Source organism: Prevotellamassilia timonensis, from assembly GCF_900106785.1.
In the GTDB taxonomy this organism is placed as follows: Bacteria; Bacteroidota; Bacteroidia; order Bacteroidales; family Bacteroidaceae; genus Alloprevotella; species Alloprevotella timonensis.
In genome coordinates this window covers 797330-811107 of record NZ_LT629845.1, presented here as the reverse complement: position 1 = coordinate 811107, position 13778 = coordinate 797330, and the positions used below count along the sequence as shown (strand labels likewise).

The 13778-nt window shown below is 44.5% G+C and carries 7 protein-coding genes; all 7 read left to right on the top strand.

The window, feature by feature from the left end; translation table 11 throughout:
• The first annotated feature begins 10 nt into the window (after positions 1–10).
• The 7 genes from rlmD (at position 11) to BQ5453_RS11750 (ending at position 12454) form a co-directional block, all read left to right on the top strand.
• Positions 11–1429 carry a 23S rRNA (uracil(1939)-C(5))-methyltransferase RlmD gene (gene rlmD / locus BQ5453_RS11780; protein ID WP_071123346.1) on the top strand — a complete coding sequence of 473 codons (1419 nt, stop codon included), beginning with the start codon at positions 11–13 and terminating at the stop codon, positions 1427–1429.
• A gap of 268 nt (positions 1430–1697) precedes the next feature.
• Positions 1698–2399 (top strand): hypothetical protein, encoded by a 702-nt coding sequence (locus tag BQ5453_RS11775; RefSeq protein ID WP_071123345.1) that lies wholly within the window; start codon positions 1698–1700, stop codon positions 2397–2399.
• Positions 2400–2522: 123 nt separating this feature from the next.
• On the top strand, positions 2523–4859 hold the full coding sequence (locus BQ5453_RS11770; protein ID WP_235860083.1) for a zinc-dependent metalloprotease: 2337 nt from the start codon (positions 2523–2525) through the stop codon (positions 4857–4859).
• A 1117-nt stretch (positions 4860–5976) separates the two neighbouring features.
• Positions 5977–7476, top strand: coding sequence for a class I SAM-dependent DNA methyltransferase (locus BQ5453_RS11765; RefSeq protein ID WP_071123343.1), 1500 nt, complete (start codon positions 5977–5979; stop codon positions 7474–7476).
• A gap of 106 nt (positions 7477–7582) precedes the next feature.
• Positions 7583–8761, top strand: a complete 1179-nt coding sequence (locus BQ5453_RS11760; RefSeq protein ID WP_071123342.1) for a restriction endonuclease subunit S — start codon at positions 7583–7585, stop codon at positions 8759–8761.
• Positions 8762–8932: 171 nt separating this feature from the next.
• A complete protein-coding gene (locus tag BQ5453_RS11755; RefSeq protein ID WP_161942428.1) occupies positions 8933–9106 on the top strand; it encodes a helix-turn-helix domain-containing protein in 174 nt (57 codons plus the stop codon).
• Between the two features lie 6 nt (positions 9107–9112).
• Entirely contained in the window at positions 9113–12454 is a 3342-nt protein-coding gene (locus BQ5453_RS11750; protein WP_071123340.1) for a type I restriction endonuclease subunit R, read from the top strand.
• Positions 12455–13778: the final 1324 nt, after the last annotated feature.

Here is a 13778-nt window from a genome sequence, read left to right as displayed (position 1 = left end):
ACTAAAATAAATGACTCGTAAAAAGAAAGCATTACCTATCCTTGAAAATATAACCATCACCGACGTAGCTGCCGAGGGAAAGGCTATTGCAAAAGTCGATAATCTCGTAGTATTTGTTCCGTATGCAGTACCAGGTGATGTGGTAGACTTGCAGGTACGTCGCAAAAAACACAGCTATGCCGAAGCTGAGGTCATCAAGTTCCATAAGTATTCGGACAAGCGCAGTGAGCCTTTCTGCAAGCACTTTGGTGTATGTGGCGGCTGCAAATGGCAATGCCTGCCATATACAGAGCAACTGCATTACAAGCAAAAGCAAGTAGTAGACAATTTGACCCGTATCGGTAAGATTGAATTACCCGAAATAATGCCAATCTTGGGTAGTGTTCACCAAACACATTATCGTAACAAACTTGAATTTGGTTTTTCAAACAAACGTTGGTTGACACAGCAAGAAATTGCTTCAGGAGCGAAATTTGACGTAATGGATGCCGTAGGCTTCCATATTCCTGGTGCCTTCGACAAGATACTTGATATAGACATTTGCCACTTGATGGACGATGTCAATAATAGCCTGCGTAATGGCATACGTCAGTATGCTTTGCAGCATGGTCTGGAATTTTATGACATTCGTGGCGGTCATGGTCTCTTGCGCAATATGATGATACGCACATCTGACACACACGAAATAATGTTGCTCATTCAGTTCTGCATCAAGTCATCAGAGGAAGAGCAGCAGGCTCAGGGTGTTTTAGAGTACGTACACAGCAATTTCCCTCAGGTTACCTCGTTGTTGTGGGTAAACAACACCAAGTGCAACGATACGATTGGCGATTTGGAAGTGCATACCTATTTCGGGACAGACTTTATCTATGAAACAATGGAGAACTTGCGCTTTAAGGTTGGCCCAAAGAGTTTCTATCAAACCAACACAGCGCAAGCGTACGAATTGTATAAAGTTGCTCGTAATTTTGCCAAACTCACAGGAGAAGAACTGGTTTACGACTTGTATACAGGCACAGGCACAATAGCCAACTTCGTAGCCCATCAAGCTAAAAAAGTTATAGGTATAGAATATGTGCCAGAGGCTATTGAAGATGCTAAAGTTAACTCCCAAATCAACGGCATTGACAACACTCTGTTCTATGCCGGCGATATGAAGGATATATTAAACCAAGACTTTATTGAAACGCATGGCAGACCTGATGTCATAATTACAGATCCACCACGCGCTGGCATGCACAACGACGTTATTAACACCATCTTATTTGCAGCACCTGAGCGAATAGTATACGTCAGCTGCAATCCTGCAACTCAAGCACGCGATTTGCAATCACTCGACGCCGCCTACCGAGTAGTTGCTGTGCAGCCCGTGGATATGTTCCCACAAACACATCATGTGGAGAATGTCGTCCTGTTAGAAAGACGTTAGGCATCGTTACTTGCATTCATGTAGCTCTGCAATAACCCTCAACATGTCAACGAAATCCGAATTCCCACTTAAAGAAAAAGGATAAGTAGGTGTTCAAAATTATTTTTACATTGAAAGTGCGTTATCGTGGCGCAGATGTTCCCTTCGGGTGAGAAAGCATAGCGGGCTATGTGAGCGAGGCCGAAGGTAACAGATGCGTCTCGAGAATGTGCTTTCGATGTGAAAATGGCACCTACTGATTGTATAAAATAATTTTGGACATCTACTTATGAGCACATTCAAACATTACAATCCCATTCTCAAAGATAGAATGGTCTCTTGTATAAAATCAGGCAATGCAGAGTTGCTGCTGCAAGTATTGTCCAATCTCAGGGCTTCGGACTTTCGGACGGCAGGATATATGATGGCAAACGATGTACTGACGATGTGCGATAGTTCCACGTTCTGGCATCTGTTTATAAACATTGTACCCGTCAATACTAAAGCCTATCTTGGTACTTTCTTAAAAGCCGCGGTTTCACTCTACGAAAAGGGGCATTTGACACTTTGCGAGCAAATACTCAAGCAACATGTAGAATTGTCTACCGCAATTGACAAGCAGAAAGTAGTAGATGCATTCCTGCCGCATTTGCGGTCTGTTGATGAGGTCACGTGTTTGGTCAATATTTATTACGACGACGAACGAGAAAAGGCTGTGCAACTTTTAATAAAGGCAGGCACACTACCGTGTTATTACGTCATGTTCAACTTGCTCAAATCATTCGAAACAGAAACAATTGCACACTACGCAAGGGCTTTGTTGATGCTAAATAACCAATTAGCATACAATATGGCAAGTGTATTAAAGCAATATTTTGACATTCATAATATCCCGGCAGTCTTTTCACTGCATATAGAGCCTTACCAGCTACACCGTTTGGACAAGGGGTATGAAACCTTTGTAAAGGTGTTGACAAACAAAAGTAAATAAAAACACTTTTGAAGTGACAGAGGTCGACAGTTAACTCACACGCACATGTGTTCTGTACGCATCTTTAACAATATCGCGTGCTTGTCGGCCACTGTCGCTAACTCACAAACATACAATTACAATATGATAGATCTTCGTAATCTTGGCATCGCTGCCATAGCTGTCGCGACATTCGGAATGCCATGTTCAGCGCGCAAAAATACGAAACAGCCAACACCCGCAACAAGTGTGCAAGCAAAGGCTAAAATCACGAAAGGGTTGTTCGACGTTTCGCAGTCAGGCAATGATTGGTCCTTCTCCATACCCGACAGCCTGTTAAATCGAGAATTCCTTGTTACTGTGCGTTTCACTTCAACCCCTGGCGGTACGGATAAGTATGGTGGTGAATTAGCCAATCAGCAAACCGTATACTTTCAGAAGGTTGGAACAGACAAATTGCTCTTGCGCTCACGATTGCTTATAAATACAGCCGACAGTGTTGATAAAATCAACCGTGCGGTTGTAATAAGCAATTCAGACCCTATAATAGCAACCCTGAAAATCGACGGCCAGTCAAATGGCAAGATCACAGCTAAAGTCAGCCCCTTGTTCCTTGAGGATAATTCGGCGTTAGGCATACCGCGCGCCCTTAAAGCGCAGTTGGGTTTACAGGCCATGTTGCCCGGTAGTTCATACATAGAAAGTATAAAAACCTTTCCCATGAACACCGAGATACGTACCGTAAAGACATGGGCCTCATCAACAACAGCCAACGCTTCTGCAGCGTTCACTGGCAAGGTGACTGTGGGGTTAAACACCTCATTTGTATTGTTGCCAAAGGTTCCCATGCAACGTCGCTTGTTCGACCCTCGCGTAGGATATTTCACCGATGACTTTACATTGTTTTCAGACAATCAGCAACGTGTTGAGCCCAAACGTTTTATCACGCGCTGGCGTCTCGAACCAAAGGACAGTGCCGATGCTGAACTGATGAAACGTGGCATTCTGGTCGAACCGCGTAAGCCCATTGTCTACTATATCGATCCTGCCACCCCCAAACAATGGCGCCCCTACTTAATTCAAGGCGTGAATGATTGGCAGAAAGCCTTTGAACAGGCAGGCTTCAAAAATGCCATCATGGCAAAGGAGTGGCCCGAAAACGATTCCACAATGTCGATGGAAGATGCACGCTACTCGTGCATTCGCTATTTGGCTTCACCCATTGAGAATGCCTATGGCCCCAATGTGCACGACCCCCGGTCTGGCGAGATACTTGAGAGCCACATTTGCTGGTATCACAACGTGATGACATTGGTGCACGATTGGTACATGATACAAGCAGGTACACTTGACGAGGCTGCACAAAAGATGAAGTACGATACCGACCTCATGGGCCAACTCATTCGTTTTGTGTCATCGCATGAGGTGGGACACACTCTTGGGCTGCGTCACAATTTTGGATCTTCGTCAACAGTGCCTGTCGACAGTTTAAGGTCAAGATCCTTTGTCATAGAACATGGTCACACACCAAGCATCATGGACTATGCACGTTTCAACTACGTGGCACAACCCGAAGACAGCATTCCACGTGCAGGCATCTTCCCGCGCATAGGCGATTATGATTGCTGGGCCATAGAGTGGGGCTATAAACCCATGTTCGAGGCCTATGACGACATAAGCGACCACTGGGAACTGGAAAAGATTACATCGCAGCGTCTTGCAAACAACCGGAGACTTTGGTTTGGCGATGGTGAAACAAACCGTACCAACGATGCACGCTGCCAAACCGAGGACCTGGGCGACGATGCCATGAAAGCAAGTTATTATGGCATGCTCAACTTAAAACGCGAGCTGAAAGTTTTGCCCGAATGGACATATCAAAGTGGCGACATCTATGGCAGCAATTTGAGCAGTGTCTACACGCAAGTCATCAACCAATACATGCGCTATTGCATGCACGTTATGCGCAATTTGGGCGGTGTATATTACGATTACAAAACAGTGGACGAGGCAGGTAGCATGTACACCGACGAGCCACGTGCCAAGCAAGAACGTGCATTCAAATTCCTGTGCGACAATGTGATTGCAGCCCCGCAATGGCTTATCGACCAACCATACATCAGCCGCATTTTACCCAGTCCTCAGGACTACCTCAACCGTATAGGCACACGTATAGTTAGCAACATGTCGTCGGCAGGCACACTGCGCAGACTTACATCTACGTATCCTGTTTCAGATTATCTGCCCGCACTTGTCAATCAATTATTTGCCACAGCCGAGCCTTCGGCCTATTTGCGTGCATTACAGAATGAGACGGTAGAAAATTTGATTGCATATTTACGCACATACCCAACTGGCGATGTCACATCAACTGTTTATCAGCAGCTTACCAAACTCCAGCGTAAACTTGATGCAAATAAAGCCAACGCGCATTACCAGTCTTTAGCACACAAAATAGCGTGTGCTTTGGTAGTGAAATAACTCAAGTTCCGGATTTGGACGAGTACGGCCTGAAAGGTAGGGTGTTCAAAATCGGCATCAAAAGCGCGACTGTTTTTGAGGCATTTTAAGTTGCCCGAAACGCGCTGTAAAAAAACGCAAGCACTAATGGGGGCGACGCGTCTCGCGTCGGGATAATTAAAAGGAAAGACTCACTAAATAATAGCTGAATCTTTTCCCGACGCGGGACGCGTCGCCCCCATTAGTGCTTGCGTTTGGTGCTTGAGTCCGTTCGCATGTTTACTTTTCACCGAACAGTTCCTTTTGCCAGAATGGCAAACAAGTTGAGATAATAACAAAGATGATATTTGAACTTTGTTATATAGAAGCCATGACAACGAATAGAATTTCCTAAAACGGTCTCGCTTTTGATGCCTATTTTGAACACCCTACCTGAAAGGGCAAAAGCTTGAAATAAATTCGGGAATGCTTTTGCCCTTTTAGGGCGACAGCCTCAACAGCACTTAGCCCAGGGCATTGCCCTGGGCTAAGTGCTGTTGGCCTTTCAGGCCGTGCGAACCTAAATCCGAAACTTCAGTGAAATAACGAATACGTACGTATTCTTCGAACTCAACTTTCGTATATAGCAAGTGCGGGGCGAATAATGGCGGCGATCGTCCGTTGTCAAACGAAAAGATGATGCACTTGTGGGAGTGATGAGAGTACAAACCCAAGCCCAGGTCATGCCACATCGAACGTAGTAAGCGTTTACTTCGAACGAAGTAAACACGTTGAACGTACGAAGTAAGCACGTTGAACGAACGTAGTAAGACAACTCAAGCCCATGGCAAACGAAGCGACACCCTGGGTCTCCCCGTGTTAGAGCAGACCGTGCGAATCTAAATCCGAAACTTCAGTAAAGTGCATGACGTACAACTCAAATCACAAAGAATTCAGGCATTTTATTACAAGCTTTATTGAAATTCACGGGAGTTTTAATAAAAAAGAGTATCTTTACACCGTATTATCCATCAATTCATTAAATTACATTTGCCATACGTGAACATCACACAAGTCATTGTGAGCGAAGATGGTTACGATGTTTGCCCCGGCAATGAGCTTATGGGCAGTTCTAATAAATAGAAATACAATACATATTATGATTACAGGTGAAATTAAGAACCAGATAGACCAGATATGGGACACCTTCTTTGTGGCAGGTGTCACCAACCCTATCACCGTTCTTGAACAGATGACCTATATCTTCTTCATGAAGATGCTGGACGACAAGCAACTTCAAGAGGAAGACAATGCCCGCGATTTCGACTCCGAAGTAAAGAATCCGACATTCCCCGCCGGACAGATGTGGCTGAATCCTGATACCAATCAAGAAGTGCCTTACGAAAGCATGCGTTGGTCGGTGTTTCGCAATACAGGTTCTGAGAACATGTATAACATGATTCGTCAGAACGTATTCGAGTTCATCAAGCATATCGGTACAGGCGAAGAGAGTGCTTACAGTCGATACATGAAAACAGCCATCTTTTTGGTGCCAAACGCTCGCACGCTAACCAAGATTGTGGACGGTGTGGACGCGTTGGACATGAACAATCGCGACACCATGGGCGATGTGTATGAGTACATTCTTGGCAAGATGGCAGCTTCTGGCACCAACGGCCAGTTTCGCACACCCCGCCATATCATACGTATGATAGTTGAAATGATGGAGCCAACCCCACAAGATTACATCTGCGACCCAGCCATGGGAAGCGCTGGTTTCCTTGTCGAGGCTGTGAAATACATCAAAAAGCACTACGAAACGGCATTCTATGCAGCCGAGGAAGTTCACCATATCAAAACATCTATGATCAATGGCTATGACACCGACCAAACGATGCTCCGCATTGGTGCCATGAACCTGATGCTTCATGATGTGACGGCACCTGAGCTGGCCTGGAAAGATTCTCTTTCTGAGCAGAATGAGGATCAAGGTTGTTACAGTCTGATTATGGCCAATCCACCCTTTGCTGGCAGTCTCGACAAGGGCAATGTTAACAAGAAGATTTTGGCTTATGCCAATACCACCAAAACCGAACTGCTCTTCTTGGCTCAGTTCGTTCGCTCGCTCGAGTTAGGGGGCCGTTGTGCCAGCATTGTGCCCGATGGCGTGTTGTTTGGCACATCAAAAGCCCACGTTGCCATTCGCAAGGAGATTGTAGAAAAGCAACAACTCCGTGCCGTTATCTCTATGCCGAGTGGCGTATTCAAGCCTTATGCCGGTGTGTCTACCGCAGTCCTCATTTTTACCAAAACAAACTGCGGCGGAACCGACAAGGTGTGGTTCTACGACATGAAAGCCGATGGATTCTCGCTCGACGACAAGCGCTCACCCATTGCCGACAATGATATTCCCGATGTAGTTGCCCGTTTCAAAAATCTTGAGGCAGAGGCCAGCCGCACCCGCAAGGAGCAAAGTTTCTTTGTGCCTGTAGAGGAAATCATTGCCAACGACTACGACCTCTCTATCAATAAATATAAGGAGGTGGAGCGTGAGAAGGTGGAGTACGAACCAGTAAAAGACATTCTCGCACGCTTGCAGCAAACCGAGGGCGAATATGTCAAAGGCTTTGAGGAACTGAAGGGAATGTTGGTGGAATAAATATGGACATTAAGAAGCATAAATCCAGCCATTGGTTTCGTGCTATAGAACGACTAACACAATTATTCATGATGCAACATGAAGTAAATAATAAGGAAGAAAGAGTATGAGAGAAGGGTGGGAATATAAGAAGTTAGGAGAGGTTTGTAATATCCTTAATGGATATGCTTTCAAGAGTTCTAAATATACGAATTCTGGTACAAGAATTATTAGAATTACAAATGTACAGAAAGGATATGTTATAGACAATGATCCTAAATATTATTCAGATGATGACATTAAGAATTTGACGCAATATTCATTGCGTGAAGGAGATTTAGTTATGTCTCTGACAGGAAATGTCGGAAGAGTAGGCATGTTACAAAAGAGCATGCTCCCTGCAGCATTAAATCAACGTGTAGCATGCATAAGAACAAAATCTGATGAGATAAGCCTAAATTACCTTTTTCATCTATTTAATTCTGATGTTTTCGAGAGAGCTGCAATTCGGTCTGCTCGTGGTATTGCACAGCTGAATATGAGTACAGAATGGTTAAAAGAACATACCATCCCCCTCCCTCCCAAGTCCACCCAGCTTGCGATAGTTTCCGAACTTGACAAAATTAAAGAGTTGATTCGTCTGAAGAAAGAGCAACTGAAAGATTTCGATAACCTCGCCCAAAGCATCTTCTATGAGATGTTCGGAGACCCTGTGGAGAATGATAAGGGGTGGGAAGTAATGAAGTTAAAGGAAATTGTATCAGATGATTGCTCTATATCCTATGGTATTGTACAACCTGGTGATGGTTTAGAAAATGGTGTGCCAGTAGTTCGTCCTGTTGACATGACTGAAACTTTTATATCCCGTCAAGGACTAAAAAACACGACCAAAGAGATATCTGATTCGTATAAGCGAACAATATTAAAGGGTGATGAAATATTAATGTGCGTACGAGGAACCACAGGATTAGTTGCTATGGCTTCTCCCGAATTGAAAGGTTGCAATGTTACTCGAGGCATTACACCTATTGAATGCGGTCCGTCTTGCAACAAATGGTTTATATATTATCAAATATCAAATCCATCTATACAACAGCATATTGCAGAATATACAAGGGGAATTACACTAAAACAGATAAACATGAAAGACGTAAGAGAAATACCTCTTTGTCTCCCTCCCCTCCCTCTCCAACACCTCTTTGCCCAGTGCATAGAGCAGATAGAACATCAGAAGGCTGAGGTTCAGAAAGCTATTATAGACCTTGAAACCCTCCTTGCAGCTCGTATGCAGTATTGGTTTGAATAAATACATTCAAGCTCTGATAGACACAAGAGAGAATGAAGATATTCAGATATTTCAAGTGTAGGCATCTGAAATGGGATATCGACCAATTTGTCAAGTAAATGACAGAGGGAAAGGTCGATAAAACTGATTTTGCAGAGGAAATGGTCGATAAAGCAAGCATTAGCTAAGAAATTGGCAGATATTTTAACTTTTGCAGATGAAAGGCAAGAGATCACCACAGAGGCCATCACCAAGCAATTCAACCTAACTCAAACTACCGCCAAACGTTACCTACGCCAACTTACAGAGTTCGGCTATATTGAAGTACAAGGTGGCAACAAAAACCGAACGTACAAAAAGAAATAACGATATATGGCTAAGAATTTCGATTATATCCTGCTTTTGGCAGAGGAAGTGCCAGGCTTCAAACGCTTGCACGAATACTGCGATATGGCTGAATCTTTGCAGACGACATTCCCTGAGGCTTCAGCCAATAGTTCGCGCAAAGCTTTGGAATGGCTTGTGAAGAATATGTTGAGGATAAATGACGTACAGATTGCTGATCGTGAAACCCTCAACGACATGCTTCATAAGCCAGAGACTTATGCCTTTATCAATCGCGACTACAGACTGAGTGACGACATACGCCTGGTTCAAAAAATTGGTAACTCTGCCAGTCATGATGGTGGTGAACCCGTAAAACGTGTAAAAGCATTCCGTTGCCTGCGTGCGCTTTATAATGTTGTGGCAGGATTTATGTACCGTTGGGGAGCCATGAGTAGTATCCCGGCTTTTGATGCAACACTCATTCCTGACAGGATAACAGGGCCTGTGCTGACAACAGCTCCAAGTCCGCAAGTAGAAATGGACGTGGTGAATAGTGCATCAAAGGAGAACATAGAACACCCACAATCTCCCAACATACCAAAGGAAAGCCTTGCAAGCGAAGCCATTACACGCAAATATTTTATCGACTATATGCTCATCGAAGCAGGGTGGGATATACTTGAAGTGAAAGGCGATGTGCAGGGCGGAATGGCTTGCATAGAAGTTGAAGTGGAAGGAATGCCTACCACATCAGGAAAAGGCTATGCCGACTATGTGCTGTTCAGCCGTGGCGGTAAACCTTTGGCTGTTATCGAAGCAAAGGCCACCACTCACGAGGTGGGTGAAGGGCGCCGGCAAGCCATGCTATATGCCGATGCCCTGGAGCGGAAGTATGGCGTAAGACCTGTCATCTATTATACGAATGGGTTTAATACCCAGGTGATTGATGGCCTGGGCTATACGGACAGGCCGGTTTGTTCTTTCCATTCAATGGACGACCTTGAACGTCTGATTCAGAAGAGAAAACGTGCAAAGATTTGTGACCTCCGCATCAATGAGAATATCACCAACCGCCCTTATCAGCAAACAGCTATCAAGAGTATTATAGAATGGTTGAACCAGCAACATCGTCGTGGCCTTCTCGTCCTTGCCACAGGTACAGGAAAGACCCGCGTCAGCATCTCACTCTGCGACATATTGATGTGCAACGACTGGGCGAAAAATGTGCTGTTCCTGGCTGACCGCACGGCTCTTGTCAACCAAGCACACAAAAACTACAAAGCATTGTTGCCCGATGTGCCGATGTCGGTATTGAACGAGGATAAGGAGCCTTACATGCAGGCACGTATCATGTTCTCTACCTATCAGACCATGATAAACTATATAGATAAGGACGAGAAGAAGTTCACCATTGGCAGATTCGACCTTATTATTATAGACGAGGCGCACCGCAGTGTGTTTGGTCGCTATGGTGCGATATTCAACTATTTCGACTCTTTGCTTATAGGGCTTACTGCCACCCCGCGCGACGAGATAGACCGTAGCACTTACGACCTGCTGCAACTGGATAATGGTACGCCAAATTATAGCTATGATTATGAGGAGGCCGTAGCCGACGGGTATCTCGTACCTTACAAAACGCTACAGTTTCATTCCAAAATTATGGAGACCGGCATCAAATGGGACGACCTGTCTAAAGACCAGCAAGACAAACTTGAAGAAGTTTGGGATTACGAGAAGGCTTTGGCCGGCATGGGCGATGGTGAAGACTATCATCGTGACATAGAGTCAAAGGAAATCTTCAACTATCTTTTTAACAATAATACCATCGACAAGGTGCTTCAAGAGCTGATGGAAAAGGGACTGAAAGTGCAGAGTGGGGAAGAAGTGGGCAAGACCATTATCTTTGCCATGAACCATATGCACGCTGAGCAGATAGTGAAGAGATTTCGCGAGCTTTATCCTGAAAAGGGAGTACAATACTGCCAGCTGATTGACAACTATGTGAAATATGCCGGGGACTTGATTCTTGATTTCGAAGAGCCTGAGAAAATGCCACAGATTGTTGTCAGCGTGGATATGCTCGACACGGGTGTGGACGTGCCGTCTGTCCTCAATCTCGTATTCTTTAAGCGCGTAAAATCCAAGATTAAGTTCATGCAGATGATAGGTCGTGGCACCCGACTCTGCCCTGGACTCTTTGGCAACAAGGATAAGGAAGAGTTCTACATCTTCGATTGGTGTAATAACTTTGAGTATTTCTCGGTACACACAGAAGGGGCAGATCCGGTAACGGTCAAATCCTTAACCGAAAGACTCTTTTCTCTGCGGCTTGACATAGCCTTTGCATTGCAGTCGGCAGAACACCAGGAAAAAGAAGCAGACAAGAGATTACACGATGAATTGAAGGAGATGCTTCATAAACAAGTAGATAGTCTCAGTGTGGCAAGAATAGATGTGAGGGAAAAGATTGCCCAAGTTGAGCCATATCGCAGCATGGACGCCTGGGTATGTCTGAGCGATGTTGATGTGGCCAAACTTAAGGGCATTGCCTCACTATTGCCTCGTCCTAACGAAAACGAGGCTGCTAAGAAGTTCGATATACTGATGCTTCACTTGCAGCTGGAAAAGGTTGATAGTACCGTCAATGCAGATAAGTGCAGAACGGGCGTAATTGCCATAGCTCGAATGTTGGAGGCTAAAGCTTCGATACCTGTTGTAAAGGAGCGTATCGACACCATTCGTGAAGTACAGACAGTTCGATTTTGGGAAACAAGTACGATTGACCGATTAGAACGTGTACGCAAGGAATTGCGCGAGTTGGTCCATATCCTTGAAGAGGGGCGTGGCGACCGCAAATTCATTATCGACATTGAAGACACCACAACGGCTGATGATGAAGCTGCAAGAGTTGCATTAAAGGCGACCTACAAACAACGTGTGATAGAATATCTGGCATGCCATAATGATAATGAAGCCTTGAACAAGATTCAGAACTTCGAACAATTGTCACCTGCTGACATAGAAGAACTTCAACGCATCTTTTGGGAGGAACTTGGCACACGTGAGGAATATAACAGAATCACAGTAGGGAAACGCTACAATAACAATGTAGCTGCTTTTATCCGTGTTATTAAAGGTATCGACCGCAAGAAGGCTTTAGAGAAGTATGCTCAATTCATTAAGGGGGCAAATCTGACTTCGGAGCAAGAGCAATACTTGAAGAATATTCTCGACTATATTAGCGTGAATGGTGACATTCTGCTAAGTGACTTCACAGAATATCCATTGAAGCGTTATCCTTGGCGCAATGTTTTTGGCAACCAGTTTGTTTGCCTTAAAGATTTCATAAAGGAGATACATAATGTGATTTCGATTACAGCATAAGCTAAGAGTAAATTACTGTCCGGTAAAACGTAACCACGCGAAAGAATTCAAGCATCAAACGCTATCACCAAACGCTACCACTAATGGGGGCGACGCGTCCCGCGTTCGGGCAATTAAGGCAAAGGCTCATACACTAAATAAAGGCTCACAGACAGCACTAATTACACGCCTGTCTGTGAGCCTTTGCCTTAATGCCCGACGCGAGTCGAGGCTGCTGAAAAAACCGAAGCGGGACGCGTCGCCCCCATTAGTGCTTGCGCTTTTTGCAGCGTGTTTCTGACAACTTATTTACCGGAGAGTTATTAAAAAAAATATTGCTGTCCTGTGAAACCACTCTGATATTATACTCACGGATCGCACCGATTGCACGGATTCTTTCGCTCATGCAACGTGCTTTAGCACCACGGAGATGACGGATTTTACGGATTTTGTGAGCATTGCATGCTCACTTCGCTATTGGCCCGTAACGTACCCGTGGCGAAATATGTTAGCACAGATCATGTAGTAAGGGACCTGGTCGTAGCAACGAGCTAATGGCGAAGTGAGCATGCAATGCTCACAAAATCCGTCAAATCCGTCATCTCCGTGGTGCTAAAGCACGTCGCGTGAGCGAAAGAATCCGTGCAATCGGTGCAATCCGTGAGTGCTATAGTAATATATTGCTTTCTGGTAAAACTCCAAAGCATAAACAGCCTGTCACGGACAACGTGGTCGCTGTCATATTTCGTGATTCGCTTTTATGCTAATAAAAGCTCTGCGGCTATGTACAGTTAACTATAGGGGCTTACTTTTTGAATAAAGAGCATGAAGTCCTATTTATAAAGGGTTTAAGACGAAAAAAGTTGCGTTTCGGCGTTTTTATCTGACAGTTCCCTTTGCCAGAATGGCAAACAAGTTGAGATAATAACAAAGATGATATTTGAACTTTGTTATATAGAAGCAATAAAAAAGAAAAGTCTTAATACACAAATAGCTAAATAAGAACCATGCAAAAGTCTGTGCAGTTTCCTCTCACAGCACTTTTTACGTAAAATGTCTACACTCTGCACCTTTGTATGAAATATTGTTGATAGTCAAAGAGTTACGTAGTGTAGACAACCCCAATTTTTATATGCACTACCATCTACACTATCTACACTATCTACACTACCATCTACACTCTGTCTGCACTATCTACACACTTACTGCACTTACTGCACTGTATCGTATGCACAGGTGTGGAACGTGTTACGCCAACAGGTTTTGACGGCATAGGGAGAGCGTAAAAATTGTCGGAGTAATTGAATTTCCGCCCTCCCTATACTCTGAAAACGCTAAACCTATG